This is a genomic window from Pseudoxanthomonas sp. SGT-18 (assembly GCF_003931645.1).
GTDB lineage: Bacteria > Pseudomonadota > Gammaproteobacteria > Xanthomonadales > Xanthomonadaceae > Pseudoxanthomonas.
Window position 1 is genome coordinate 124876 of record NZ_RRYJ01000003.1, and the last position, 26361, is coordinate 151236.

At 72.0% G+C, this 26361-nt stretch carries 26 protein-coding genes, 1 pseudogene and 1 riboswitch; of the genes and pseudogenes, 11 read left to right on the forward strand and 16 right to left on the reverse strand.

The genetic code is table 11. The annotated features are described in order from the left end of the window. Positions 1-63: 63 nt before the first annotated feature. Positions 64-1158 (reverse strand): NADH:flavin oxidoreductase/NADH oxidase, encoded by a 1095-nt coding sequence (locus EIM47_RS05970; RefSeq protein WP_125076391.1) that lies wholly within the window; start codon positions 1156-1158, stop codon positions 64-66. A 99-nt stretch (positions 1159-1257) separates the two neighbouring features. Beyond that, positions 1258-2112: an NAD-dependent protein deacetylase gene (locus tag EIM47_RS05975; RefSeq protein ID WP_019399352.1), complete on the reverse strand. Its 855-nt coding sequence runs from the start codon at positions 2110-2112 to the stop codon at positions 1258-1260. Between the two features lie 174 nt (positions 2113-2286). Between EIM47_RS05975 and EIM47_RS05980 the strand changes: the two genes are divergently transcribed. Together EIM47_RS05980 and pncA are read left to right on the forward strand one after the other, a co-directional pair. After that, positions 2287-3174: a fructose bisphosphate aldolase gene (locus EIM47_RS05980; RefSeq protein ID WP_037034327.1), complete on the forward strand. Its 888-nt coding sequence runs from the start codon at positions 2287-2289 to the stop codon at positions 3172-3174. An 87-nt stretch (positions 3175-3261) separates the two neighbouring features. Next, positions 3262-3882 (forward strand): bifunctional nicotinamidase/pyrazinamidase, encoded by a 621-nt coding sequence (gene pncA, locus EIM47_RS05985; protein ID WP_125076392.1) that lies wholly within the window; start codon positions 3262-3264, stop codon positions 3880-3882. Between the two features lie 88 nt (positions 3883-3970). On the opposite strand, the gene EIM47_RS16095 is transcribed toward pncA, so the two are convergent. After that, positions 3971-6214 carry a methyl-accepting chemotaxis protein gene (locus EIM47_RS16095; RefSeq protein WP_125076393.1) on the reverse strand — a complete coding sequence of 748 codons (2244 nt, stop codon included), beginning with the start codon at positions 6212-6214 and terminating at the stop codon, positions 3971-3973. A 353-nt stretch (positions 6215-6567) separates the two neighbouring features. On the opposite strand from EIM47_RS16095, the gene EIM47_RS05995 reads away from it, so the two are divergent. Then, positions 6568-6762, forward strand: a complete 195-nt coding sequence (locus tag EIM47_RS05995; protein WP_028914321.1) for an oxidoreductase-like domain-containing protein — start codon at positions 6568-6570, stop codon at positions 6760-6762. Here EIM47_RS05995 and EIM47_RS06000 read toward each other — a convergent pair. The 5 genes from EIM47_RS06000 to EIM47_RS06020 form a co-directional block, all read right to left on the reverse strand. Further along, the gene (locus EIM47_RS06000) at positions 6759-7175 is read right to left on the reverse strand and encodes an acyl-CoA thioesterase (RefSeq protein WP_125076394.1); all 417 of its coding nucleotides are present in this window, start codon (positions 7173-7175) and stop codon (positions 6759-6761) included. The genes EIM47_RS05995 and EIM47_RS06000 overlap by 4 nt on opposite strands. Positions 7176-7244: 69 nt before the next feature. Next, positions 7245-7571: a thioredoxin family protein gene (locus tag EIM47_RS06005; RefSeq protein WP_019397437.1), complete on the reverse strand. Its 327-nt coding sequence runs from the start codon at positions 7569-7571 to the stop codon at positions 7245-7247. Beyond that, entirely contained in the window at positions 7543-8019 is a 477-nt protein-coding gene (locus EIM47_RS06010; protein ID WP_019397436.1) for a flavodoxin, read from the reverse strand. Before EIM47_RS06010 ends, EIM47_RS06005 begins: the two co-directional genes overlap by 29 nt. A gap of 122 nt (positions 8020-8141) precedes the next feature. Next, entirely contained in the window at positions 8142-9206 is a 1065-nt protein-coding gene (locus tag EIM47_RS06015; protein ID WP_125076395.1) for a ribonucleotide-diphosphate reductase subunit beta, read from the reverse strand. A gap of 161 nt (positions 9207-9367) precedes the next feature. After that, complete coding sequence (locus tag EIM47_RS06020) at positions 9368-11809, reverse strand: ribonucleoside-diphosphate reductase subunit alpha (protein ID WP_125076396.1); 2442 nt, start codon at positions 11807-11809, stop codon at positions 9368-9370. Positions 11810-11985: 176 nt separating this feature from the next. Continuing rightward, positions 11986-12199, reverse strand: a riboswitch (cobalamin riboswitch). Positions 12200-12312: 113 nt separating this feature from the next. Here EIM47_RS06020 and EIM47_RS06025 point away from each other — a divergent pair. Further along, the gene (locus tag EIM47_RS06025; RefSeq protein WP_240626172.1) at positions 12313-12924 is read left to right on the forward strand and encodes a DUF998 domain-containing protein; all 612 of its coding nucleotides are present in this window, start codon (positions 12313-12315) and stop codon (positions 12922-12924) included. Positions 12925-12927: 3 nt separating this feature from the next. Here EIM47_RS06025 and zapE read toward each other — a convergent pair whose 3' ends face one another. Then, on the reverse strand, positions 12928-14064 hold the full coding sequence (gene zapE, locus EIM47_RS06030; RefSeq protein ID WP_028914317.1) for a cell division protein ZapE: 1137 nt from the start codon (positions 14062-14064) through the stop codon (positions 12928-12930). Then, complete coding sequence (locus tag EIM47_RS06035; protein ID WP_028914316.1) at positions 14061-14726, reverse strand: alpha/beta hydrolase; 666 nt, start codon at positions 14724-14726, stop codon at positions 14061-14063. The genes zapE and EIM47_RS06035 overlap by 4 nt, the downstream gene beginning before the upstream one ends. Positions 14727-14819: 93 nt before the next feature. Between EIM47_RS06035 and EIM47_RS06040 the strand changes: the two genes are divergently transcribed. The 5 genes from EIM47_RS06040 to EIM47_RS06060 all read left to right on the forward strand — a co-directional run bounded on the left by EIM47_RS06040 (position 14820) and on the right by EIM47_RS06060 (position 19638). Then, positions 14820-15677 carry an EamA family transporter gene (locus EIM47_RS06040; RefSeq protein WP_125076397.1) on the forward strand — a complete coding sequence of 286 codons (858 nt, stop codon included), beginning with the start codon at positions 14820-14822 and terminating at the stop codon, positions 15675-15677. Between the two features lie 43 nt (positions 15678-15720). Then, positions 15721-16539 (forward strand): NADPH-dependent 7-cyano-7-deazaguanine reductase QueF, encoded by an 819-nt coding sequence (gene queF / locus EIM47_RS06045; RefSeq protein WP_019397429.1) that lies wholly within the window; start codon positions 15721-15723, stop codon positions 16537-16539. 245 nt (positions 16540-16784) lie between these two features. Further along, positions 16785-17564 (forward strand): rhomboid family intramembrane serine protease, encoded by a 780-nt coding sequence (locus tag EIM47_RS06050; protein WP_039730770.1) that lies wholly within the window; start codon positions 16785-16787, stop codon positions 17562-17564. An 84-nt stretch (positions 17565-17648) separates the two neighbouring features. Further along, positions 17649-18512, forward strand: coding sequence for a phosphatase PAP2 family protein (locus tag EIM47_RS06055; RefSeq protein WP_028914314.1), 864 nt, complete (start codon positions 17649-17651; stop codon positions 18510-18512). Positions 18513-18612: 100 nt separating this feature from the next. Beyond that, positions 18613-19638, forward strand: coding sequence for a TIGR00266 family protein (locus EIM47_RS06060; RefSeq protein WP_019397426.1), 1026 nt, complete (start codon positions 18613-18615; stop codon positions 19636-19638). A 112-nt stretch (positions 19639-19750) separates the two neighbouring features. Here EIM47_RS06060 and EIM47_RS06065 read toward each other — a convergent pair whose 3' ends face one another. The 4 genes from EIM47_RS06065 to EIM47_RS06080 all read right to left on the reverse strand — a co-directional run bounded on the left by EIM47_RS06065 (position 19751) and on the right by EIM47_RS06080 (position 21557). Continuing rightward, positions 19751-20143 carry a hypothetical protein gene (locus tag EIM47_RS06065; protein ID WP_125076398.1) on the reverse strand — a complete coding sequence of 131 codons (393 nt, stop codon included), beginning with the start codon at positions 20141-20143 and terminating at the stop codon, positions 19751-19753. 52 nt (positions 20144-20195) lie between these two features. After that, positions 20196-20543, reverse strand: coding sequence for a hypothetical protein (locus EIM47_RS06070; protein ID WP_125076399.1), 348 nt, complete (start codon positions 20541-20543; stop codon positions 20196-20198). Positions 20544-20641: 98 nt separating this feature from the next. Beyond that, the gene (locus EIM47_RS06075; RefSeq protein WP_019397423.1) at positions 20642-21046 is read right to left on the reverse strand and encodes a GFA family protein; all 405 of its coding nucleotides are present in this window, start codon (positions 21044-21046) and stop codon (positions 20642-20644) included. 31 nt (positions 21047-21077) lie between these two features. Then, the gene (locus tag EIM47_RS06080; protein WP_019397422.1) at positions 21078-21557 is read right to left on the reverse strand and encodes an Lrp/AsnC family transcriptional regulator; all 480 of its coding nucleotides are present in this window, start codon (positions 21555-21557) and stop codon (positions 21078-21080) included. A gap of 131 nt (positions 21558-21688) precedes the next feature. Between EIM47_RS06080 and phhA the strand changes: the two genes are divergently transcribed. After that, positions 21689-22582 carry a phenylalanine 4-monooxygenase gene (gene phhA / locus EIM47_RS06085; RefSeq protein ID WP_125076400.1) on the forward strand — a complete coding sequence of 298 codons (894 nt, stop codon included), beginning with the start codon at positions 21689-21691 and terminating at the stop codon, positions 22580-22582. Positions 22583-22595: 13 nt separating this feature from the next. On the opposite strand, the gene EIM47_RS15905 is transcribed toward phhA, so the two are convergent. Then, the gene (locus tag EIM47_RS15905; RefSeq protein WP_240626173.1) at positions 22596-23165 is read right to left on the reverse strand and encodes an FAD-binding protein; all 570 of its coding nucleotides are present in this window, start codon (positions 23163-23165) and stop codon (positions 22596-22598) included. A gap of 287 nt (positions 23166-23452) precedes the next feature. After that, positions 23453-24028: pseudogene (locus EIM47_RS15910) on the reverse strand (FAD/NAD(P)-binding protein); the annotation flags it as partial. Between the two features lie 204 nt (positions 24029-24232). Here EIM47_RS15910 and EIM47_RS06095 point away from each other — a divergent pair. Beyond that, a complete protein-coding gene (locus EIM47_RS06095) occupies positions 24233-26323 on the forward strand; it encodes a TonB-dependent receptor (protein ID WP_125076401.1) in 2091 nt (696 codons plus the stop codon). Positions 26324-26361: the final 38 nt, after the last annotated feature.

A 26361-nucleotide genomic window follows, 5' to 3' on the forward strand; every position in this document is an offset into this window, starting at 1 on the left:
AGGCCGGCCATGGTATGCGAGCCACGGCCGGCGCGCGCGGCGGTTGCAGCTGTTACCACCGCCTCAGCCGAACAGGCCGCGCGCCCCGTGCGGCTCGCAGCGCAGGTACTGCGGCGGTGCGTGCACCTTCGCCCCCAGCTCGGCGGCGGCATGCCAGGGCCAGCGCGGGTCGTAGAGCATGCCGCGGGCCAGGGCCACGGCATCGGCCTGGCCACCGGCCACGATGGCCTCGGCCTGGCGCGCTTCGGTGATCAGGCCCACCGCGATCACCGGCATGCGCACCTGGCCGCGGATCGCCGCGGCGAACGGCACCTGGTAGCCCGGGCCCACGGCGATCTGCTGGCGCGGATCCAGGCCGCCGCTGGAGACGTGGATGAAGTGGCAGCGGCGCGCGTCCAGTTCCCGCGCCAGGGCGATGCTCTGCTCCAGGTCCCAGCCGCCCTCGACCCAGTCGCTGGCGGAGATGCGCATGCCCAGCGCCACCTGCTCCGGCAGTGCCGCGCGCACTGCATCGAACACCCGCAGCGGAAGGCGCATGCGGTTCTCCAGGCTGCCGCCGTAGGCGTCGTCGCGGTGGTTGCTCAGCGGCGACAGGAACTGGTGCAGCAGGTAGCCGTGCGCGGCGTGCAGCTCGATCAGGTCCAGGCCGAGGCGCGCGGCGCGGCACGCCGAGGCCACGAAGGCCTCGACCAGGGCATCGATGCCGGCCGCGTCCAGCGCCTGCGGCAGGGGGTGGTCTCCGGCATACGGCAGGGCGGAAGGGGCCACCGTGGTCCAGCCGCCCGGCTCGCCGGCGGCGATCGGGCCGCCGCCCTCCCACGGCCGCGCGGTGGAGGCCTTGCGTCCGGCATGCGCCAGCTGGATGCCCAGCGGCATCGGCGACCAGCGCCGCAGCGAGGCCAGCAGCGCGGCCAGCGCCGCCTCCTGGTCGTCGTTCCACAGGCCCAGGTCGGCATGGGTGATGCGGCCGTTGGCCTGCACCGCGGTCGCTTCCAGGATCAGCAGGCCGGCGCCGGACAGGGCCAGGTTGCCGAGGTGGATGTGGTGCCAGTCCGAGGCCACGCCGTCGTGCGCCGAGTACTGGCACATGGGCGCGACCACGATGCGGTTGCGCAGTTGCAGGGGACCGAGGTGGAGCGGGGTGAACAGCTGGCTCATGGCGAGGCGGTTACCGGTGGGCCCCGCATTGCAGCCCCACCGCGGTGGCGCTGCAAGGCCGTGGCCGGATCGCAGCGTCGCGCGATCCGCACCGCCGCCTCACAACGCGGCGACCAGCTCCGGCAGGACCCGGGCGCAGTCGGCTTCCAGCCTGGCCGCCTCCAGCCCGTCGGCGCGGGTGCGGCCGCGGTTGAGGATGGCCAGGGGGATGCCGGCCTCGGCCGCCATCCGCGCGAAGCGGAAGCCGGACCAGACCATCAGCGAGGAGCCGACCACCAGCAGCGCGTCGCTGTCGTGCAAGGCGGCGGTGGCCTCCTCGACCCGGGCGCGGGGCACGCTCTCGCCGAAGAACACCACGTCCGGCTTGAGCATGCCGCCGCAGGCCGGGCAGTCCGGCACCTGGAAGGCGGCGAAGTCCACGCCTTCCAGGTCGGCGTCGCCGTCCGGCGCCACCGCGGCCAGGTGCGCGTCCCAGCCGGGATTGCACGCCAGCAGCTGCTGCTGGAAGCCGGCGCGCGGCAGGCGCAGGCCGCAACCCAGGCACGCCACGTGGTCCAGGCGCCCGTGCAGGTCGATCACCCCGGTGCTGCCGGCGCGCTGGTGCAGGCCGTCCACGTTCTGGGTCAGCAGCCGGGCGACCCGGCCCTTGCGCTGCAGTTCCGCCAGGGCGTGGTGGGCGGCATTGGGCCGGGCCGCGGCGAACGGCGCCCAGCCGGCCAGGCTACGAGCCCAGTAACGGCGGCGGGTGTGGCCGTCGCCGGTGAAGGCCTGCAGGGTGATCGGCGGCGTGCGCTTCCAGGCGCCGTCGGCGTCGCGGTAGTCGGGGATGCCGGAACCGGTGCTGATCCCGGCGCCGGTGAGCACGAACAGGCGGCGGTGGCGGGCGAGGAACGCGGCCAGCGCGGCCTGTGCCGCGGCGGCGGGGGGTGGGGCGGTGGCGGCCTGGACGGACATCGGGGACGGCGGCGGAAGGCTTGGCGCGGGCGGACATGTTGCACGAGATCGCCCACATGTCGGTGTGCAGGCGCCGCCCTGACAGCGTTGTCTGGCGCCGGCGGCACGTCGCGCTTACGGGCCGGCGGCTAAGATCGTCGGCCCCCGAACCTAGCCAAGGGAACAGCCGTGACCATCAACCGCGAACAGCGTGACCGCATTGCTTCAGGCCAGGGTTTCATCGCCGCGCTCGACCAGAGCGGCGGCAGTACGCCCAAGGCGTTGAAGCTGTACGGCATCGACGAGTCGGCCTACGCCAACGAAGCCGAGATGTTCGCCCTGGTGCACCGCATGCGCGAGCGCATCGTCACCAGCCCGGCCTTCGACGGCAGGCGCATCCTCGGTGCCATCCTGTTCGAGCGCACCCTGGACGACCGCTTCGCCGGCGAGGAGGCGGCGCGCTTCCTGTGGGAGCGCAAGCAGGTGGTGCCGTTCCTGAAGATCGACAAGGGCCTGGAGGCCGAGGACGGCGGCGTGCAGCTGATGAAGCCGATCCCCGGGCTTGAAGAGCTGCTGGCGCGGGCCAAGGCCAAGGGCGTGTTCGGCACCAAGGAGCGCTCGGTGATCAAGGCCAACAACCCCGCCGGCATCGCCGCGGTGCTGGACCAGCAGTTCGAGCTGGCGCGCAAGGTACTGGCCGCCGGGCTGGTGCCGATCGTCGAGCCGGAGGTGGACATCAAGGCCGCCGACAAGGAGGCGATCGAGGCCGAGCTCAAGCGCGGCCTGCTGCAGCGCCTGGACACGATCGACGCCGCCACCCCGGTGATGCTCAAACTGACCCTGCCCAGCATCGACGGCTATTTCGCCGAGCTGGTCGCGCATCCGTCGGTGCTGAAGGTCGTGGCCCTGTCCGGCGGCTACAGCCGCGAGGAGGCCAACGCCAGGCTCGCCCGCAACCCGGGCGTGATCGCCAGCTTCAGCCGCGCCCTGACCGAGGGCCTGGGCGCGCAGCAGTGCGACGAGGAGTTCAACCAGGCCCTCGATGCCTCGATCGAGTCGATCTACCGCGCCTCGATCGCCTGAGGCCGCGCGCGGGCGGATGCCCCGCGCGGGGCATCCGCGGCATCATTGCAGGCCCGCCGCATGCCGCGGCAGGCCCGGTTCCCCGTGATGCATCCCGACACCACCGCCCTGATCGTCGTCGACCTGCAGCCGGACTTCATGCCCGGCGGCGCCCTGCCCTGCCACGAGGGCGATGCCATCGTCCCGGCCATCGATGCGCTGCTGCGCTCGCGCAGCTACCGCACCGTGGTCGCCACCCAGGACTGGCACCCGCGCGGGCACGCTTCCTTCGCCAGCGCCCATCCCGGTCGCCAAGCGTTCGCGCAGGTCGAACTGCACGGCCAGCCACAGACCCTGTGGCCGGACCACTGCGTGCAGGGCATGCCCGGCGCCGCGCTGGACCCGCGGGTGGACTGGAGCGCGGCCGACCTGGTGCTGCGCAAGGGCACCCGGCCGCAGGTGGATTCCTACAGTGCGTTCCGCGAGAACCATGGCCCCGGCGGCAGCCGCCCGGCCACCGGCCTGGCCGGCTGGCTGCGCGAACGCGGCATCGACGAGGTGCACGTATGCGGCCTGGCGCGCGACTACTGCGTGCTGTGGACCGCGCAGGACGCGGCAGCCGCTGGCTTCCGCGTCCGCTTCCTGTGGGAGCTGACCCGGCCGGTGGCCCCGGACGGCGACGCGCCGACCCGCAGCGCGCTGGAAGCGGCCGGGATCGCCCTCGGCTGAGGCCGCGCCACAAAGGAAAACGCCGGCGCGAAGCCGGCGTCTTCCTGCCTGGAAGGCCGCGAGGGACGGCCTTCCGGAACGCGGGGGATCAGAACTCCTGCCACTCGCCGTCGTCGGCGGTCGCCGCCGCCACCGGCGCCGCCGCGGCCGCGCGCGGGCGCGCCGCAGGCGCTGGCCGGGCCGCTGCCACCGCCGGGCGCCTGTGCGCCGGCGCGCGCAGCGCGGACTGGCCCAGGCCATCGGCCAGGCGGAACACCGCCACGGCCTCCACCAGCTGCCCGGCCTGCTCGGCCATCGAGCGCGCCGCGGCGGAAGCCTCCTCCACCAGCGCGGCGTTCTGCTGGGTGGTCTCGTCCATCTGCACCACGGTCTGGCTGACCTGCTCGATGCCCGCGGTCTGCTCCTGCGAGGCGGCCGAGATCTCGGACATGATGTCGGTCACCCGGTGCACGCTGGCCACGATCTCGCCCATGGTGGTGCCGGCCTTCTGCACCAGCGCCGAACCATTGGCGACCTTGCCCACCGAGTCGTCGATCAGCTGCTTGATCTCCTTGGCGGCGCCGGCCGAGCGCTGGGCCAGGGTGCGCACCTCGGAGGCGACCACGGCGAAGCCGCGGCCCTGCTCGCCGGCGCGCGCCGCTTCCACCGCGGCATTGAGCGCCAGGATGTTGGTCTGGAAGGCGATGCCGTCGATCACCGAGATGATGTCGGCGATCTTCTTCGAGGAATCCTCGATGGCGGTCATGGTCTGCACCACCTCGCCGACCACCGCGCCGCCCTGCGAGGCGACGTCGGCCGCGCCGATGGCCAGCTGGTTGGCCTGGCGCGCATGCTCGGCGTTCTGCTTGACGGTGGAGGTGAGCTCCTCCATCGAGGCGGCGGTTTCCTCCAGGTTGGCGGCCTGCTGCTCGGTGCGGCGCGCCAGGTCGGCGTTGCCCTGGGAGATCTCGGCGGCGGCGGTGTTGATGCTGCCGGAAGCCTCCTGGATGCGGCTGACGATGCTGGTCAGGTTCTGCACGGTGGTGTTGGCGGCATCCCGCATCTGCGCGAACACGCCCTCGTAGTCGCCGTCCATGCGCACGGTCAGGTCGCCGTCGGCCACCGCCTGCAGCACCTGGGCCAGCGACTGCAGGCTGGTGTCGGAGGTGTGCATCAGGCGGTTGAGGTTGGCGACCATGTCGCGGAAGCCGAACTCGAAGCGGGATTCGTCGCCGCGCTGGCTGAAGTCGCCATGCACGGCGGCGGTGCTGAGGTTGCCGATCTCCTCGCTGAGCGCCAGCAGGTTGGCCTTCACCCCGTCCATCGCCTCCATCAGCACGGCCTTCTCGCCCGGCACGCGCGGGAAGTCGTCGTGCAGGTCGCCGCGGGCGTAGGCGCCGGCCAGGCGCCCGGCCGTGAGCGCGGCCTGGACGTGCTCGTTGACGACCGCGTTCACGACCTCCATCAGGCTGCTGTAGTCGCCCTGGACCACGCTGGGATCCAGGCGCGCGGAGATCGCGCCGAGGTCGTGCTGGCGGCCCATCTCCTTCGTCGCTTCGATCACGGTCTGGACCGACTCGCGGGTGGCCTGCACGGCGCGCAGGACGTCACCGACCTCATCGGCACCGCCGACCAGGCGGGTGCCATCCGTCCTGCCGGCGGCCAGGTCGCGGGCGGCCGCCGCGGCCAGGCCCAGCGGGCCGGTCAGGCTGCGGGTGAACACCACCGCCAGAAACACCCCGAAGACGATTGCGATGCCCAGGACCGCGAACAGCGTGGTGCGCGCGCGGCTGGTGGCCACCACGGCCTCCTCGTGCGCCGCCTTCATCTGGCGGGCTTCGCGCTCGACATAGGCGTTGACCGCCTCGCGCCAGGTCTTCAGGCCGGCGCCTGCCTCGCCGTTGAGATAGGTGGTGGCCTCGGCGATGTTGCCTTCCAGCGCCAGTTTGGCGACATGGTCGTTCAGCGGCGCCGCGTCCACGCGGGCCTTGTTGATGGCCGCCAGCAGGCGCTTGCCTTCCTCCCGCGCCGGCATCGCATCCAGCTTTTCGTAGGTCGCGGCGAAGTTCTCGCGCGTTTCCTTGATCCGCTGCTGCGCAGCCAGGCGCTCCTCGTCGCTCTCGGCGAGGATCATGGCCTGCATGTCGATGTTGAGCAGGTTGGCGCTGTCGTACAGCGTGTTCGCCAGCGCGGTCTTGGTGACACGTTCGACCGCGATGGTTTCCAGGTGCTTTTCCAGCGTGGACAGCGAGGTCGCCGAAACCACGGCGATCGCGGCCATCAGCACCAGCAGGAAGCCAAAGCCGGCGAACATTCGCTTGCCGACGGTAAAGCGTTGGAGGAACTCGTTCATGACTGCCTCGGGGGGAGGTTGTTGCGGCTGGAGGACGGCGGAGCCGCCCGGGGCGCCTGGTCGGGGGATGCCCGGAGCCGCGCGGGCGGTTCCGGGTGTGCCCATCTATCGGCGCCCGCTGCACGGCGATTGAGCAGGCCTAATGAAGATCCTCAATACGATCGACGGTCTCTGCGGATTGGTAGCGATCCCTTGGCCCGGCGCAGCGCCGCCCGGGCGGTTGCACAGGGGTCTTTCGCCGCCGGGAGTGCCGAGCTCGTCACACTATCGGTGGCGAAAATCTGAATAACAGGCGTCCGCGGCGCAGCCGGGTCGGCTGCCTGCGCGGCACGGTGATCGGCTACGCTTTCGCGATGCCACCCGACCCTGTTTTCCCGGCGGACGATCCACCGCCGCAGCCCCCGGAAAAGCCGCTGCCGTCCGAATGCTGCGAGAGCGGCTGCCCGATCTGCGTGTACGACCTCTACGCCGAAGCCCTGGACGAGTACCGCCAGGCGCTGGCCGCCTGGCAACAGCGCCATCCCGGGATCGATCCCGGGGTGGCCTAGTCGGCCGCGGCGCCCGCCAACAGCTTGGGTACCGGCGTCGGCCGGCCCAGCGGATCCAGCGCGATCATCACGAACTGCCCGCGGGTGCACAGCTTGCGCTCGCCGCTGAGCAGGTTCTCGGTGATCACCTCGACCTCGACGTTCATCGAGCTGCGGCCCACCTTCACCAGGCGCGCGATCACCTCCACCAGGTCGCCCTTGTGGATCGGCTGGTTGAAGTCCACCTGCTCCGAGCGCGCGGTCACCACCGTGGTACGCGCGTAGCGCGAGGCGACGATGAAGGAGGCCATGTCCATCCACGCCAGCGCCTGGCCACCGAACAGCGTGCCCAGGTGGTTGGTGTGGTCGGGGAAGACCATGTTCATCAGGCGCGCCTCGGTGGGGCGCGCTTCGGCGGGGACGGCTTCGGACATGGCGGCGTTCTCCCTGTTGGCCCGGCCCGATCATCGCCGATCCAGGGAAAGGCGCGCGTGAGGCGACGGCTACAGGTACGCCGCGACTGCCGCGGCCAGCTGCGCGGGGCCTTGGAAGCCCGGCAGCCGCGCCGTCTCCACCCCATCGCGGAACAGCGCCAGGGTCGGGGTCTGGCGCAGGCCCAGGCCGCGGAAGAAGTCCTCGCCGACCTCCTCCAGCTTCACCTTCAGCAGCACCAGGCCCTGCGCGGCCGGCTCGGTGGCGAACCTGCGCAGCGCAAGATCGAGCATGGTGCAGCCCGGGCAGGCGTCCTTCCAGTAGTCCACCAGCAGGCGGGGATGGGCCGCCAGCGCGGCGGCATGGGCCTCAGGCGAGGCGGCGTGCAGGATCTGCATGGGCAGCGGCTCCGGTGGCGGCCAGCACCTGGTCGGTCCAGCGGGCGATGGCCAGCGCATCGCGCTGCCCATGCGGCATCTGCTCGATTTCCAGGCGCGGGAAGGGTGAATCGAAGAAGCGGGCGATGCGCCGCACCGCGCCGCAGTAGTACTCCTCGCCCCACTGGGTCTCGCCGGTGCCAAACACGGCCACGTTGGCCGGCTTGCCCACGGCCGCGACCAGGTCGGCGATGAACTGCTTCATCTCCGCCGGCGTGCGCCCGCCGTTGTCGGTCCAGCTGCCCAGCAGGTAGAGGTCATGGCGCGGATCGCCCGCGTCGGCCAGCGCGTGCAATCCCGCCTCCAGCCAGGTCACGGCGTGGCCATGCGCCTCGCAGTGCCCACGCACCTGCCGTGCGAGGTCGCGGGTGTTGCCGCTGAGGGATGCGTAGGCGATCAGGAGGCGCATGAAGGCCGGGATTGGTGATTCGATAAAGGCGAGGGTTCGAGGTCAATGTCCGGGTCCCGTGATTGGCGCCGAAGCAGCTTTGCTCTTTCCGATCACGAATGACCAATCACGAGTCACGTGGCTCATAGCTCATCGAATCCGTTGTCCGCGTTGGTCTTCTTGTACGAGGCATTACGCATCTCGAAGAAGTCGGTCTTGGTCTGGGTGAAGTTGTCGGCGTAGGCGCGGATCCAGGGCATGACGTTGTCGGTGGTCTCCGTGTACAGCGACTCGATTCCCAGCATCCCGGCCATCTTGTTCGCGCGGTACTTCACGTAGCGGATCATCTCGTCCACGTCGATTCCGTCGATCCCGTCCAGCACTTCGCCGGTCCACTGCGTCTCCAGCTCGATCGCGTGGCGGAAGGCGACGTGCACGTAGTCGGTCAGCTCGTCGGTCTGCAGTTCCGGGTTCTCGCCGACGATGGCGCGGATCACCTCGCTGATGAACTTGGTGTGCGCCAGCTCGTCGCGGTTGATGAAGCTGATGATCTTGCCTGTGCCGGCCATCCGGTTCTGCCGCACCAGGTTGTAGAAGTAGGCGAAGCCGGAATAGAAGTTGATGCCTTCCAGGATCGAGGACTGGATCAGCGCGCGCAGCAGGGTCTCGGCGGTCTTCTCGCGCATGAAGTCCTCGTATGCGGCCATGATCGGTGCGTTGCGGCGCAGGATGGTCGGGTGGGTGCGCGCGATCTCGAACACCCGGTTCTGGTTGGCCAGGTCGGTGATCGAGGCCAGCACGTAGCTGTAGCTCTCGTTGTGGATCACTTCCTGCTGGCCGATGATCGCCGCGTTGGCGTGCGCCGCCGGATCGGTGATGTACTCGGCCACGTTGTAGATGAAGCGGGTCTGCGGCGAGTCCAGGGTGGCCAGCAGGCCGATGATCGAGTCGAAGGCGTTCTTCTCGCGCGCCGACAGCTCGCCGTACTGGCGTGCATCGCCCTTCATGTCGACCTCGTCCGGGATCCAGAAGTTGGTCGAGAGCTCCTTGTAGGCGCGGTAGAACGACGGGTAGGGGATGTCGTTCCAGTTGAGGATGCCCGAGGTGGTCCCGTTGATGATCCCGGTCGAACGGTTGGGATGGCGCGGCTCGAGGATGCGGATGCGGTCCAGCCGGGTGGCAGTACGCGGTGCGGCTACAACGTTCATGGTTCGTCTCTCTCTGCCAATCGCCCATGGCGACCAGCTCACTGGGGGAAAGCCCCCCCTGAGTCAGGGGGGCGCCGAAGGCGCGGGGGTGTGGAGGCTGATGAGCGGGGCCCACGGTTCGCAACGGGACCGTGGAACCTGGCAAGCGCGAGCGCGCGCAGTCAGCTACTGCACCATTCGCATTCCGAAGCCTCGATGTCGTTCGAACGCACGTAGTAGGTCGTCTTCAGCCCCTGCCGCCAAGCCTCCAGGTGCAGCTCCAGCAGCACCGAAGCGCGGATCGAGGAAGGTACGTAGAGGTTGAAGCTGATTGCCTGGTCCACGTGGCGTTGGCGGCGCGCGTTCTGCCGCACCGAGGCGAACTGGTCCACCTTCCACGCGCCCTTCTCGTAGTAGGGCCAGGTTTCCAGCGACAGGCCGGGTGCGGCCACCGGGCGCCGGTAGTCCTTCTTTTCCTCGTAGTAGAACGCCGAGTAGACCGGGTCGATCGAGGCGCTGGAGCCGGCGATCTGCGCGGTGGACATGTTCGGCGCCACCGCCAGCAGCCAGCCGTTGCGCAGGCCGTTGACCGCCACCTGAGCGGCTAGGTCCAGCCACTCGGGCGAGTTGTAGCCGCGTTCGCGGAAGTAGGCGCCGGTGTGCCAGTCGCTGCCGGGGAAGGCCGGGTAGGTGCCCTTTTCCTTCGCCAGCTCCATGCTGGCCTGGATCGCCAGGCGGTTGATCCGCTCGTACAGCGCGTCGCTGTAGTCCTCGGCCTCCTTCGAATCCCAGTGGATGCCCTTGAGTGCAAGCAGGTGGTGCCAGCCGAAGGTGCCCAGGCCGATCGCGCGGTACTTGCGGTTGGTGATGGTCGCCTGCGGCACCGGCAGCTGGTTGAGGTCGATGACGTTGTCGAGCATGCGCACCTGGATCGGTACCAGGCGCTCGAGCACGTCGCTGATCAGGTCGCCCTGGCCCTCGGCCTGGACCACGGCGCGGCCCAGGTTGATCGAGGACAAGTTGCAGACCACGAAGTCGCCAGCCTGCTTCGTGGTCACGATCTGGTCGCCGGAGACGACCTCCTGGATCATCCGGGTCGGGCTCTGGTTCTGCAGGATCTCGGTGCACAGGTTGGACGAATACACCATGCCGCAGTGCTTGTTCGGGTTCTTCCGGTTGACCTCGTCGCGGTAGAACATGAACGGGTTCCCGGTCTCCAGCTGCGAGACCATGATCCGCTTGAACAGGTCGATCGCGCGGACCGTCCTGCGGCTGATGCGCCCGTCCTCGACCAGCTCCTGGTACTTGCTGCGGAAGCTGCCCTCGCCGCGCTTTTCGTCGTAGAAGTCCTGCAGGTACCAGCCCTTGGCCTGCTTCACCTCGTGCGGGTCGAACAGGTACCAGTCGCCGCGCCGCTCCACCGCCTCCATGAACAGGTCCGGGATGCACACCGCGGTGAACACGTCGTGCGCGCGCAGGCGCTGGTCGCCGTTGTTGAGGCGCAGGTCGAGGAAGGCCTCGATGTCGCGGTGCCAGATGTCCAGGTACACCGCCACCGCGCCCTTGCGCTGGCCCAGCTGGTCCACCGAGACGGCGGTGTTGTTGAGCTGCTTGATCCACGGCACCACGCCGCCGGAGGAGTTGGGCACGCCGCGGATCGGCGCGCCGGCGGCGCGCACGTAGCCCAGGTACGCGCCCACGCCGCCGCCGCCCTTGGACACGCGGGCGATGTCGGTGTTGGAGTCGTAGATGCCCTGCAGGCTGTCGTCGACGGTGTCGATGAAGCAGCTGGACAGCTGGCCGCCGACCTTGCCGGCGTTCTGCAGGGTCGGCGTGGCCACCGTCATGTACAGGTTGGACAGCGCCCAGTACGCCTCGCCCACCAGCTGCATGCGCCGCTGGCGTGGCTTCTCGTCCTGCATCAGGTACAGGGCGATGGTCAGCCAGCGCTCCTGCGGCAGCTCGTAGACGTTGCGCGCCTGGTCGGTGGCCAGGTAGCGTGTGGCCAGCAGGTACAGGCCGTTGTAGGTGAACAGCTTGTCGCGCTCCGGGTCGAGCAGGCGGCCGGCCTCCTCCAGCTCCTCCTTGGAGTAGGCGCGCAGGATGTCGTTGGAATAGATGCCGCGGTCGGCCAGGCTCTCCTGCAGGCCGACATAGGAACCGTACTTCCGTGCCACGTCGTAGAAGCGGTTGCGGCTGGCGCGCTTGTACAGGCGGCGCAGGTACAGGCGCGCGGCGAAGTACTCCCATTCCGGCGCGGCCAGGTCCACGCGCGCCTCCGCCTCGCGGACCAGGTGGTCGACCAGGTCGTCGGCCGACAGCGCTTGCTTGCGCGCGACGAAGCCGAGCACGGCGCGCTTGTAGTCGCCGATGTCCAGCTGGGGAAACTCGGCCGCGACCGCATCGATGCTGCGCTCCAGGCGCGCCGGGTCGAATGGCAGGCGGCGGTTGCCGGCCTCCTTGGTGATCCAGGTGGTGGCTGCCGGCGGCGGGGCCGGTGCGGCAGCGCGCGCGGCGGGCGGGGTGGGAACCGGGGCGTCGGCAAGCGCGTGGCCGGCGGCGGCCATGGCTGCGGTGGCCGGGGCCGCGCCGGCGACCGGCGAGGGGGTGTCCTGGGATGTCATGCGCATCCTCCGTGGCGTGATGCACCCCGCGTCCCTCCCTCGGGGAACGCGGATCCGGTGCGGATGCGGAGGATGCGAAGGCAGCGTCGCAACGGCCGCGACGCAGCGCGGCTGCGGCGGACCCTGCTTCGCCAGTCTTCCCCCCTCCGGGGATTCCGTGACCGGCACCGCGCGGTGTGCTTGGCGCGGCTGTCGGCAGGTCTTCGGACTTCCGGACGTGGAGGTTTCCCTCCGCCTACTTCCGCCGCTTCCCAGGCCCTGGCCCAGTGCGTTGGTGCGGGTTCGTTTCCGGTTACCGCTGCGGGGCAGTGCCGGATTCGCCTTGCGGCCCACCGGACTTCCCTTTTAAACCCGCGCCGCGGCGCGGGTACCGACGCGACACAAGATAGTGGGGTACCAGGATCATGGCAACCCCATATCTCGGAACAGGCACCCTGTTGGCGGACTCGTCCGGGCCGCCGCCTGCGCCAGCCCCGCGCCTTTGCGACACTGCCGGCATGCGCATGCCTGCCCCCGACCCCAGGTCCGTGGCCAGCACCCTGGTGCTGGGCAGCCTCGCCCACTTCCTGCTGGCCGCGGTGGCGGTGCAGGCGCTGCGCCCGGAATACGACCCCTGGCTGGCGCCGCTGAGCCTGTACCTGTCCGGTGCCTGGAGCGCGTGGCTGCGCGCGGGGTACTACGGCCTGGCCCTGGGCATCGTGCTGCTGGCGCTGGAACTGCGGCGCACGCTGGAGCCGCGGGCGCGCTACGCGCTGGTGCCCGTGCTGCTGTGCGGCGGCGCGCTGGCGCTGGCGGCCACCGCCGCCTGGCCGGGACCGGCACCCGGGTACCCGGTGGACGACCTGGAGGCGCTGGTCCACCGCATCGCGGCGATGGCCGCGTTCCTGCTGGTCGGCAGCGGCATGCTGCTGCAGTCCGCTGCGCTGCACCGCGATCCGCACTGGCGCGGACGGGCCCTGGCGGCGCTGCTGCTGGCGCTGCTGGCCTTCGCCGGGCTGTGGCTGCACGCGTTGTGGCGCGAGCTGCCGCGCGGGGCCTCGCAGAAAGCGGTGGTCGCGCTGTACCTGTCCTGGCTGTGGCTGTGCGCCTGGCGCCTGCGCACGGCGCCGCGCTGAGGCTCAGGCGCGGTGCGGGGTGGCCAGGTACTCGGCGCTCTGCATCTCGATCAGGCGCGAAGCGGTGCGCTCGAACGCGCCGCCCAGGCGCTGGCCTTCGTACAGTTGCGGCGGGGCCGCGTCGGCGGTGCACACCAGGTTGACCTGGCGGTCGTACAGCTCGTCAACCAGGTTGACGAAGCGCCGTGCCGCGTCCTCGTTCACCGCGCCCATGCGCGGGATGCCGCCCAGCAGCACGGTGTTGAACTCGCGCGCGATCTCGATGTAGTCGGTGGTGCCGCGCGGGCCGTCGCACAGCGCGGCGAAGTCGAACCAGGCGATGCTCTTGCCGCGGCCGCGCACCGGGATCTTGCGCGCGTCGATCTCGATGTTGCACGCGTGGGCCGCGTCGCCACCGCTCAGCTCGCGCCAGCGCTCGGCCAGCCAGGCGTCGGAGCCTTCGTCCAGCGGCGCGCGGTACACCGGGGAACGGGTCAGCGCGCGCAGGCGGTAGTCCTCCTGGCCATCGGAGCGCAGGACGGTGCAGTGCTGCTGCAGCAGGTCGATCGCCGGCAGGAAGCTGGCGCGCTGCAGGCCGTCGCGGTACAGGTTCTCCGGCGCGGTGTTGGAGGTGGTCACCAGGGTCACGCCCTCGGCGAACATCCGCTCCAGCAGGCGCGCCAGCAGCATGGCGTCGCCGATGTCGGTGACGAAGAACTCGTCCAGCACCAGCACCTTCAGCGCGCCGCGCCAGCGCCGGGCGATGTGCGCCAGCGGGTCGGCCTCGCCGGCGTGCTCGCGCAGGCGCTCGTGCACGCCGCGCATGAAGCGGTGGAAGTGGGTGCGGTACTTGCCGTTGCTGACCTGCGGCTTGTCCGTGCCCGGCGAGTACACCGGCAACGGCAGCGATTCGTAGAACAGGTCGACCACGAAGGTCTTGCCGCGCCCGACCTCGCCCCAGTAGTACAGGCCGCGCACCGGCGCCGCCGGGCGCGCGAACAGGCGCGACAGCAGGCCGCCGGAAGGCGGCGCCAGCAGCGCCTGGTGGATGCGGTCCAGCTCGCGCAGGGCCGGGTGCTGCGCCGGGTCGTCGCGCCAGCGCCCGGCCGCGGCGCCCTCGGCGTAGACCTGCGAGGGGGTGCGCACGCCGCTTGCGCTCATGCCTGCGACAGCCAGCCCTTGACCTCGTGCTGGATGGCGCCGCGCAGGTCGATCAGCTTGCGGTGGAAGAAGTGGCTGGTCTCGGGCATGCGCACCAGCTGCGGCTTGCGCGGCAGCGAATCGATCCAGTCGTACACCGCCTGCGGGTCGACGATCTCGTCCTGGTCGCCCTGCACCACCAGCCACGGCACCTCGGGGATCTGGATGCCGGAGAAGTCCCAGCCGCGTCCGGCCACCGGCGGCGCGATCGAGATCAGCGCATCGGGCGCCAGCTCGGCGGCGCTGGACAGGCTGACGTAGGAGCCGAAGCTGAACCCGGCCAGCCACAGCGCCTGGCCCGGGCGCGCGGCGCGCACCCAGTCCACCACCGCGCGCAGGTCCTCGCGCTCGCCGACGCCGCGGTCGAACTCGCCCTCGGAGGCGCCGGTGCCGCGGAAGTTGAAGCGCACCGTGGTCGCGCCCAGCTCGCGCAGCGCGCGCGCGACCATGGTCACCACCTTGTTGTGCATGGTCCCACCCTCGGTCGGCAGCGGGTGGCAGACCACCGCCACCAGCGGGCGGGCGTCGCCCGGTTCGGGCAGGTCCACGGCCACCTCCAGCGCGCCGGCCGGGCCGGGCAGCATCAGGGTGGTCGACTCGTCGGGGAAGGCGCTTGCGGTCATGCGCACATGATACAGACCGGCCGCGCGGCGCCGGTGTGGCTGCCGCGCCCGCCACTCGGCGACAATGGCGCCTTCCCGCCCGCCTCCCCGCGCATGCATTTCCTCCTGCTCAGCGTGACCTGCAGCGTCCTGGTCTCGGTGCTGCTGAAGCTGGCGCCGCGCCGCGGCTGGGACGTGGGCCAGATGGTCACCTGGAACTACCTGGCCGCGGCCCTGCTGTCGGCCTGGCTGCTCAAGCCGCCGGCGGCCGCCCTGCACCAGCCTGGCGCACCCTGGGGTGCGCTGCTGGTGCTGGCGGCGCTGCTGCCGACCCTGTTCCTGGTGCTGGCCGCGGCGGTGCGCCACGCCGGCATCGTGCGCACCGACGTGGCCCAGCGGCTGTCGTTGCTGCTGTCGCTGGCCGCGGCCTTCGTGTTCTTCGGTGAGCGCGCCGGGGCGATGAAGCTGGCCGGCCTCGGCCTGGGCCTGCTGGCGGTGCTGGGCATCCTGGCACGCCCGGCCGCTGCGCCCTCCGGCAGTCGCGGCTGGCTCCTGCTGCTGGCGGTATGGGCCGGCTTCGCCGTGGTCGACGTGGTGCTCAAGCGCCTGGCCATGGCCGGCACCCCGGCATCGGCCGCGCTGCTGGTGGCCTTCGTGCTGGCGTTCTTCGGCATGTCCGCCTGGCAGCTGTGGCGGATGCTGGCGCAAGGCATGCGCCCGGGGCTGCGCCACGCCGCCGCGGGCCTGGCCCTGGGGCTGCTCAACTTCGGCAACATCGTGTTCTACGTGCGCGCCCACCAGGCGCTGCCGGACAGCCCGGCCACGGTGTTCGCGACCATGAACATCGGCGTGGTCGTGGCCGGCACCCTGGTCGGCGTGCTGGCCTTCGGCGAACCCACCTCCCGGCTCAACCGCGCCGCCATCGCCCTGGCCATCGCCGCCATCGCCCTGATCGCGCTGGCGCCGCGCTGAGGCGGACAAGCGCCGTGCAGGCGCGCTTCCCTAGAATGTGCCGATGAATACCCCGCACGATTCCAGCCTCGGCCGCGAGGTCGCCTACCCGACCCGCTACGACCCGACGCTGCTGTTCCCGATCCCGCGCGCCGGCGCCCGCGCCGAACTGGGCCTGCAGGCAGGCGCGGCGCTGCCATTCACCGGCCACGACCGCTGGCATGCCTACGAACTGGGCTGGCTGGACGGCCGCGGCCGCCCGCAGGCGGCCACCGCGACCGTGCTGGTGCCGGCCGATTCGCCCTGCCTGGTCGAGTCCAAGTCGTTCAAGCTGTACCTCAACTCGCTCAACGGCGAGCGCTTCGCCGATGCCGGCGCGCTGCGCGCACGCATCGCCGCGGACCTGTCGCAGGCGGCCGGCGCCGCGGTGCGGGTGGAGTTCGGCCTGCCGCCGATGGCGGCAGGCGCCGAAGGCGCCAGCATCGACGATGCCGACGTGGACATCGACCACTACGGCCCGCCGCAGGCGGAAGTGCTGCGCGCCGATCCGGCCGAGGTGGCCGAGGAATACCTGCACTCGGGCCTGCTCAAGTCCAACTGCCCGGTGACCGGCCAGCCGGACTGGGGCAGCGTGCACCTGCGCTACCGCGGCCCGCGCATCGACCGCGGCAGCCTGCTGCGCTACCTGGCCGGCTACCGCGAGCATGCCGGCTTCCACGAGCAGTGCGTGGAGCAGATCTTCCTGGACGTGCTGGCCCGCTGCCGGCCGCAGTGGCTGTCGGTGGAGGCGCGCTATACCCGCCGCGGCGGCCTGGACATCAACCCCTGGCGCGCCACCCCGGGGCAGCCGGCGCCGGCGCCGCTACGCGACCTGCGGCAGTAACCGCGGCCGCCCAATGCCGGCTTCACGGGTCACAGATGAAACGTTAACGACGCCTGTGACAACGTTGCGCCGTGCATTGGTCCGGCGCCTGGCAGGGTGGCCGCCGGACCCGGCGACCGGGCTCTCCCGGTGCTGCCTTCTCTCTCTCCCGGCAGGGTGAGTGGCTCCTTGGGCGCGCCCTCCCGCGCCCTTCTTTTTGTCCGGACCCGGTTGATTCGGCGCCAGGCAGGCGCCATGCAGGGTTCATGGACGCCCCTACCGAACCCATGCCCCAGGCCGGCAGCGACCGGCGCAGGATCCTGCGCGCCTTCAACGCCAGCCTGGCCTTCGTGTTCCTGCTGCTGGTGGTGTTCGTTTCCCAGCCCGGGCTGGACGTGCGCGCCCTGGCAGTGGCGCCGCGCGACATCGGCCAGTGGATCGGCCTGCTCGCCGCGCCGTTGCTGCACGGCTCGCCGGAGCACCTGGGCGCCAATGCCGGCGCGATCCTGATCCTCGGCACCCTCGCCGGCGCGGTGTATCCGCGCGCCACCCTGCGCGCACTGCCGCTGCTGTGGCTGGGCTCGGGCCTGGGCGCCTGGCTGCTGGGCGATCCGGGCAGCCGCCACCTCGGCGCCAGCGGCCTGACCCATGGCCTGATGTTCATGGTCGCCGTGCTGGGCCTGCGCCGGCGCGACCGCGCCTCGATCGCCGCCGGCATGATCGGCTTCCTGTTCTACGGCAGCATGCTGGTGACCGTGCTCCCGCACGAGCCCGGGGTGTCGTGGCAGTCGCACCTGGGCGGGGCGCTGGCAGGCCTGCTCGCCGGCCTGCTGTGGTGGCGCGCGGACCCGCTGCCGCCACGCCCGCGCTACAGCTGGGAGGACGAAGAGGAGGACGCCGGCTCCCCCCAGGCCGGCACCGACGCCGACACCCTGGAACCCCCGCCGCCGCGCGACGTGCCGGTGCTGTGGCACCGTCGGCCACCGGTGCGCGGCGTGGTGCTGCGCTTCCCGCCGCCGCGGCGCGGACCTCCCGCGGAGCCCTGAGCCCGGCGGCATGACCGCCCGCACATCCGCGCCCACGGTGGGCCGCGGATAATCGGCGGCCTGTTCCCCTGCGCAGGACCTCCCATGCCTTCCGCTTCCGCCCCCGCGCCGGCCCGCTGGCGGCGGGCCCTGGTTCCCGTCCTGCTTGGCGCCGCGCTGGCCGCGTGCAGCGCGCGCCCCACCCCGCCCGCGCCCGCACTGGCCGCCGACGGCGTGCCGGAAAGCCGGCCCGGCTGGGCCATCGGCTACCTGCCCGACGCCGCCGTGCCCGACAGCCTGGCCCTGCTGCCGCCGCCGCCGTCCGGAGAAGCGGCCGCGCTGGACCAGGCGCGCATGCAAGCGGCGCTGGCGCTGCACGGTACCCCGCGCTTCGCCCAGGCCGCGGTGGACGCGGAGCTGCAGTTCCCGCAGGCCGCGCCGCTGTTCGCCTGCGCCCTGGGCGTGGAGATCGACCTGCAACACACCCCGGCCACCTGGCGCCTGCTGCGCCGCAGCCTGGCCGATGCTTCCCGCTCCACCCGCAAGGCCAAGGACCACTACAAGCGCCCGCGGCCGTTCCTGGCCAACCACGCGCCCACCTGCACCCCGCAGGACGAGGCACGCCTGGCGCACAGTGGTTCCTATCCCTCCGGGCATACCGCGATCGGCACGCTGTGGTCGCTGGTGCTGGCGCAGGCCGCGCCGGGCCACAGCGATGCCCTGCTGGCGCGCGGCCGCGCCTTCGGCGAGAGCCGGGTGGTGTGCAACGTGCACTGGACCAGCGACGTGGTCGAGGGCCGCTTCATGGGCATGGCCACCTTCGCCCGGCTGCAGGCCGAGCCGGCGTTCCAGGCCGACCTGGCCGCCGCGCGCCGCGAGCTCGCTGCCGCGCGCGCCGCCGGCCGCGTACCGCAACGCGACTGCGCCGCCGAAGCCGCGGTGCTGCAGGTGGCCGCCAACCCCGGCTGAACACCGGGCGTGGCCCCTGGTGCCGGGCTGACATCCGGCACCTGCGCATCCCGGCGCGCGGTCCTAGACTCGGCCCGCGATTCCCCCCCAGGAGGCCGCCATGACCCAGTGGTACCTGCACGACCCCGCGAGCAACCGCCGCCTCGGCCCCATGGACACCGACAGCGCGCGCGCCGAGGCCGCGCGCAACCCCGGCCTGCTGGCCTGGCGCGAGGGCATGGGCGACTGGCTGCCGGTGCGCAACATCGCCGAGCTGGTCGACGGCGTGCCCGGCGACCCGGCCGCCACGCCGCCGCCGCTGCCGCGCAATGCCGGCCGCGCCCGCGCCGACGAGATCGAGTTCCGCATCCACGGCCAGGAGATGCAGTTCGTCGAGATCGAGCTGGATCCGGGCGAGAGCGCCATCGCCGAGGCCGGCGCGCTGATGTTCAAGGACGCCGCGGTGCAGATGGACACCATCTTCGGCGACGGCTCGCACCGCGGCCAGGGCGGCGGCTTCATGGACAAGCTGCTGGCGGCCGGCAAGCGCGTGATCACCGGCGAGAGCCTGTTCACCACCATGTTCACCCACACCGGCAGCGGCAAGGCCAAGGTGGCCTTCGCCGCGCCCTACCCGGGCACGGTGCTGGCGATGAAGCTGGACGAGCACGGCGGCCGCATCATCTGCCAGAAGGACAGCTTCCTGGCCGGCGCGCGCGGCGTGCAGGTCGGCGTGCATTTCCAGCGCCGCATCCTCACCGGCCTGTTCGGCGGCGAGGGCTTCATCATGCAGAAGCTCGAGGGCGACGGCTGGGTGTTCATCCATGCCGGCGGCTGCGTGGTCGAGCGCGAGCTGGCCGCCGGCGAGCGCATCGACGTGGATACCGGCTGCGTGGTCGGCTACCACGCCAGCGTCAGCATGGACGTGCGCCCGGTCGGCGGCATCAAGAGCATGCTGTTTGGCGGCGAGGGCGTGTTCCTGGCCACCCTGACCGGACCGGGCAAGGTCTGGCTGCAGTCGCTGCCGTTCTCGCGCCTGGCCGGACGCATGCTGCAGGCCGCGCCGCAGGCCGGCGGCCATAACCGCGGCGAAGGCTCGGTGCTGGGCGGGCTGGGCCGCATCCTGGACGGCGACAACCGCTTCTGACACCACGCGGCGCGGCCGCCCCGTCCGCGCCGGCGTCATTGGCTACCGTCGTCCTGCCCGCCGGGCGACGGGAGCGCGCCACGCGTCCTGCTGCACCTGACCGGGTGAAGCGTCAGGCCGACGAGCGACGGCGTGCAAAGTCCAGGCGGGCGAGTGCCCAGCACGCCGGCACCGCAACAAGCTGGCAGAACAGCCAGATGCCAGTGGCCGTATCCGGCCACGCCGCCGCCGGCAGCAGGACGTCGCAAGCGGCAAGCGCCAGCATGACGGCGACAGGCGCCAGCACGATCAAGGCCGCACGCACCGAGCGGTCGAACGGACCGGCCCCGGGGCTGCGCATCAAGGCAAACAGGGCCGGCCAGCCATGCAGCAGCGCCAGCACGAAGCTGACCACCAGTGCCCGCGATGGCGCCTGTCCTTCGGTGCCTACGAACTTGAGCCACCAGAGCGCCGCAAACAGCGCTGCGGACAGGAGGCCGAGAACTGGAACCTTCCGGTCGCGCACTGACCCGACCTGCTGCCTGGCACCTGGAGCCAACTCGCGCCGCAAGGCAGCGTCACCGCGGCGCGGGCACCGCGCCGATGGCGATGGCGATGCCGGTATTGCAGTCGATGCGCAGCGCCTGGCGCGCGGACAGGCCGTAGCGCGGCGTCGTTTCCGGCGTGTAGTCGCCCAGGCCGCCGGTGGAGCGCAGCAGGCGCAGGCGGGTGCCGTCGCGCGGATCCAGCAGCGGGCTGCGGCAGGCCGGCCCGGCCACCGGCGAGGTGGCGCCGGTAGCGGCGTCGAGCACCTGGAAGCGCGGGGGCAGGTCGGTGATTGCGCCCGGGTCGGCGCGATCCGGCCATGCGCTGGCGCAGGAAGCCAGCAGCAGGGTGGCTGCGGCGGTCAACAGCAACGGTTTCATGGCGTCCCCCTTGCCTGTGTGTCCACGGACCGGGGCAGGGGGATTATCGACGCTGCAAGGCGCCGCGCACCCGTGCCGTCGGCCATCCCCCGGGACGCTCAGCCGGGCGCGCGGTCGGAGGGATGGTTGATGCCGTCGCTGGTCGGCACCTCGCCCAGGTCGAAAGGATTGATGCCCTCCAGGCAGGCGACGTTGAGCCCGTACTCGTTCGGGTCCGAGCGCCGCTGGTGGTGGGTGTGGATGCCGCATATGCCGCAGAACCAGTGGCGCGCGGTCATGGTGTTGAACTGGTACAGGCGCAGGTGCTCCCGGCCGGCGGCCACGCGCAGGCGGTGCAGCGGCACGGTGGCCACGATCGTGCCCTTGCGCCGGCACAGCGAGCAGTCGCAGCGGCGCGGGTCGACCACGCCGTCCGGCAGTTCCACCTCCAGCCGCACCGCGCCGCAGTGGCAGCTGGCGCGGTGCACCGGCTGGATCGGCACGCCTCCGATGACCTTGTACATGGCAACTCCCGCCGGGCGGGTTGCCGCCACCTTAGCGCCGCGGCAGTGGCAGGCCGCGGGATTCTTTCACGGTGCGCAGCACGAAGCTGGAGTTCACGTCGGCCACCCCGGTGTTGTTGAGCAGGCGGTCGAGCAGGAAGCGCGAGAAGTGCTCCAGGTCCTCGACGTAGACGTGCAGCAGGTAGTCCATGTCGCCGGTCAGGGCATGGCAGGCCACCACCTCCTCCCAGTCCTGCACATGGGCGACGAAGCGGTCGATGCCGGGCGTGCCGTGCTTCTCCAGCTGCACCCGAACGAAGGCCTGCAGGCCCAGGCCCAGCGCGCGCGGGTCCAGGCGCGCGCCGTAGCCGGTGACCACCCCGGAGGCCTCCAGCCGCTGGATCCGGCGCAGGCAGGCCGAGGGGCTGAGGTTCACCCGCGCCGCCAGTTCGGCATTGGCGGCGCGGCCTTCCTGTTGCAGCAGGGCCAGCAGGCGCAGGTCGGTGCGGTCGAGTTCGACGGTGGCGGCCATTCGTTGCAGTGCACCACGGTTGTGACGCAACAACATTGCGCCAGGCGCCGGGATATCCGCAACTTTGCAACCCGGTTGCGCGGGATCGGTCCTAGGCTGGGGGACGCCCCGCCAGTTCCGGAGACCCCGCCATGGCCACGCCCCGCCGCGTCGAATCCGAACGCCTGCAGACCGACAAGGGCTATGTCCCGGTCTACACCACCGCCATCGTCGAGCAGCCCTGGGACGACTACAGCGCCGACGACCACGCCACCTGGGGCACGCTCTACGAGCGCCAGCGCAGGCTGCTGGTCGGCCGCGCCTGCGACGAGTTCCTGCGGGCCCAGGACGCGATGGGCATGGACGCGCGCGCGATCCCGCGCTTCGACCAGCTCAACGAGGTGCTGGGCGCGACCACCGGCTGGACCCTGGTGGGCGTCGAGGGCCTGCTGCCGGAGCTGGATTTCTTCAAGCACCTGGCCAACCGCCGCTTCCCGGTCACCTGGTGGATCCGGCGCCCGGAGCAGATCGACTACATCGCCGAACCGGACCTGTTCCACGACCTGTTCGGCCACGTCCCGCTGCTGATGGACCCGGTGTTCGCCGACTACATGCAGGCATACGGCCGCGGCGGGGTGAAGGCGCACGGCATCGGCCCGGAGGCGCTGCAGAACCTGACCCGGCTGTACTGGTACACGGTGGAGTTCGGCCTGGTGCGCCAGGCCGGCGGGCTGCGCATCTACGGCGCCGGCATCGTGTCCTCGGCGGGCGAGTCGCAGTATTCGCTGGAGTCGGACGCGCCCAACCGGATCGGCTTCGACCTGGAGCGGATCATGCGCACCCGCTACCGGATCGACACCTACCAGAAGACGTATTTCGTGATCGACAGCTTCCAGCAGCTGATGGACGCCACCGCGCCGGACTTCACCCCGGTCTACGCGCGCCTGGCCGGGCTGCCGGCGCTGCCGGCCGGCGCGGTGCGCGACGGCGACCGCGTCCTGCACCGCGGCAGCGGCGAGGGCTGGGCCGAGGACGGCGACGTCTGAACCGGCGCGGGCGCTAGCGCGCGCCGGCGCGCAGGGCACGCGCGCCGCGCGGCAGGGCGCCCTCGCGCTGCACCCGGACCGAAGCCGCGGGCGCGCGCAGCAGCTGCTGGGCCAGTTCGCGCGCGGCCACCCGCAGTTCCGGCACGGCGATGATTTCCCACAGCTGCCCGCGCAGCAGCGGGCCGATGCAGTACAGCCCGCGCACCGGCGCGCCGTGGCGGTCCAGCGCCTCGAAGCGCTCGTTGGCGCGCAGGCCCAGGCCGAACGGATCGGGGCTGACCAGCCCGGCGTCGCGCAGCTGCCCGACCAGCGGGTGGCTGGTGCGCTCGATGTCGGTGTCCAGCCCGGTGGCGCGCACCAGCACGTCGTACTGCTCGGCCAGCGCGTGCGCCTGGCCGCGCTCGCGCAGCACCACCTCCACCGCTTCCTCGCCGCGGCGCGCGCGCAGCAGGCGCGCGGCACGCACCACCAGGCGGCCCTCGCCGCGCAGCTGTTCCAGCTCCTCGTGCACGCTGGGCGGCAGGCGGTGGCGCACCACCTCCCAGTACGGGCGCAGGTGGCGCAGGAAGCGGCCGCGCTGCACGTCCGCCAGCCCGCGCAGTAGCCCTGCAGGAACGGACGCAGCGCATCGACCAGGCTGCGCCAGTCCGGCACGATCGGCGCCAGGCTGCGCAGCGCGCGCAGCAGCTGGCGCACGTCGCCGCTGTTGAGCGCGTGCAGCACGGTCGGCGGCAGCGCGATCGGGGGGCTGGGTTCGGCCAGGTGCGGGCGCGGCAGCAGGCCGCGGCGCGAGATCGCGGTGATCGGGCCTTGGTGGCCGCGGCGCAGCAGGGTGACCACGGTGTCGGCCATGGTCAGGCCGGTGCCGATCACCAGCACCCGGGCCTGCGCCGGTACCCGCGCCAGCGCGTCCTCGCCGCGCAGGTTCTTCTGCCACGGCCAGGCGATGTAGGCCGGGTCCACCAGCAGCCGCGGGCCGACGCCCTGCAGCCGCTGCGGCGGCAGCGCGCCGACCGCCAGCACCACCCGGTCGGTGAGGAAATCGGCGCCGTCGGCCAGCAGCACCCGGAACGCGTCGCCCTCGCGCTCCACCGCCACCGCCTCCTGCTGCACCTGGCTGAAGCCGGCCAGCGACACCTGCGCTGCCGACTGCAGCCGCGAGTACAGGTACTCGCCGTACACCAGCCGCGGCAGGAAGCTGTCCTCCGCGCGCCGGGTGAGGTTGAGCCAGCGCGCGAACTCGGCCGGCTGGTCGGCGGTGGCGCCCATCTCGCGGGCGCGCACGTTGAGCAGGTGCTCGGGGCGGGCCTCGCCGTAGGCCACGCCGCGGCCGAAGCCGTCGGCATTGCCGACCAGGCACAGGTCCACGCCAGTGGGGGCGATGCGGGCCAGTTCGGTCGCCAGGACGCTGCCGGCGAAACCGGCGCCGATGATGGTGATGCGCATGGCGCTGCCTCCGTGGATCGTTCGCCTTCGATTGGAACGGCGCGCCGCTCCCGGGGGGTAAAGATGCGATTATCCCGGGGCTGCCGGCTCGCTACGGTTCGGCAGAAGCACATTGCGCATTGCCATGAGCGGCGCCCGTAGCGGACACCTAACGGGGCCATGCCTAGACTTGCGCCACCCGCTTCTGCACGCCATTGGCCCCCGATGAAGACCGCGACCCTGCTCCTGGCCGGCGCCACCGGCGCGCTCACTCCCGTTGCCGCCACCGCCGCCCCGGAACCGGAGGGCGTGCCGGCCGACCTGCCTGGCGTGCTCGTCACCGCGCGGCTGGATTCGGTGCCCGCGTTCGAGCTGCCGGCCTCGCTGGACGTGGTCGACCTGCAGGCCGGTTCGGCGCGGCCGCGCAGCGATGTCTCCGAGGTGCTGTCCGGCATTCCCGGCCTGCTGGCGCGCGACCGCGGCAACCGCGCCCAGGACACCCAGCTGTCGATCCGCGGCTTTGGCGCGCGCTCCACCTTCGGCGTGCGCGGCGTGCGCCTGTACGCCGACGGCATCCCCGCGACCATGCCCGACGGCCAGGGCCAGGTCTCGCACTTCGCCCTGGCCGCCGGCGACCGCATCGAGGTCATGCGCGGCCCGTTCTCGGCGCTGTACGGCAATTCCTCCGGCGGCGTGGTCCAGCTGTGGAGCGCCGATGGCACGCCCGAACCCAGCCTGGACCTGCGCGCCACCGCCGGCCGCTACGGCCACCTGGCCGGCAGCGCGCGCCTGCGCGGCACCGCCGGCGGCACCGGCTACAACGTCTCCGCCGCGGTCCTCGACAGCGACGGCTACCGTGACCACGGCCAGGCCAGGCGCAGCTCGCTCAACGCGCGCCTGCACCGCGACCTGGAAAGTGGCGGCCGGATCGAGCTGGTCGGCAACCACTTCCACGCCCCCGACGCGCAGGACCCGCTGGGCCTGACCCGTGCGCAGATGCAGGCCGACCCGCGCCAGGCGACCGCGGTCGCGCACGACTACGACACCCGCAAGTCGGTGCGCCAGGACCAGCTGGGCCTGCACTGGCGGCAGCCGCTGGGCGGCGGCTGGAACCTGCGCGCCAGCAGCTGGGCCGGGCAGCGCGACGTGGTGCAGTACCTGGCGGTGCCGCCGGCGGCGCAGGCCAATCCGCTGCACTCCGGCGGGGTGATCGACCTGGATGGCGCCTACGGCGGGGCCGACGCGCGCGTGGCCTGGCGGGACGCGGGAGGCCGTTTCGAACTCACCGCCGGCGCCAGCTTCGAGCGCCAGCGCCAGGACCGCCACGGCTACGAGAACTTCCTGCCCGGCGACGGCGGCCCGCGCCTGGGCGTGCGCGGCGCCCTGCGCCGCGACGAGGTCAATACCGTGCGCAGCTTCGACCAGTACCTGCAGGCCTGGTGGAAGCTGGCCCCGCGCTGGGCGCTGCAGGCCGGTGCCCGCCACAGCCAGGTGCGGTTCGAGGCCAACGACCGCTACGTCACCGCCGGCAATCCGGACGACAGCGGTTCGGTGCGCTACTCCGCCTTCACCCCGGTGGCGGGCCTGGTGTTCAGCGCCAGCGACGATCTGCGCCTGTACCTGTCGGCCGGGCGCGGTTTCGAGACCCCGACCTTCAACGAGCTCTCCTACCGCGCCGATGGCGGCGCCGGCCTGGCCTTCGACCTGCGCCCGGCGCGCAGCGACAACCTCGAGCTGGGGCTGAAGTGGCGCAGCGATGCCGGCACCGCGGTCGAGGCGGCGCTGTTCCGGGTCGATACCGAGGACGAGCTGGCGGTGGCCAGCAACAGCGGCGGGCGCTCCAGCTTCCGCAACGTGGGCGGGGCGCGGCGCGAAGGCGCCGAGCTGTCGGCGCGCCTGCCGCTGACGGCGGCGTGGTCGCTGCAGGTCGCCGCGACCTGGCTGGATGCGCGCTTCAGCGACGGCTTCGGCCAGGTGGCCGCGGGCGCCGCGATCCCCGGCGTGGCCCGGCGCCAGGGCTGGGCGCGGCTGCAGTGGCGTGGCCAGGCCTGGGAGGCGGCACTGGAAGGCCTGGCCCTGGATGCGGTGCCGGTCAACGACGCCGGCAGCGAGTCGGCCGCCGGCCACGGCCTGCTGCACCTGGAGGCCGCGCGCAGCTGGGACGCCGGCGGCAGCCGCCTGCGCGCGTTCGCGCGGGTGGACAACGTGCTGGACCGGCAATACGCCGGGTCGGTGATCGTGAACGAATCCAACGGCCGCTACTACGAGCCCGGTCCCGGCCGCGCCCTGCTGCTGGGCATGGAACTGCGCCGCTGAGCGCGGCGACGGTCTCGGCGGAAACGGTCGAGCCGCCG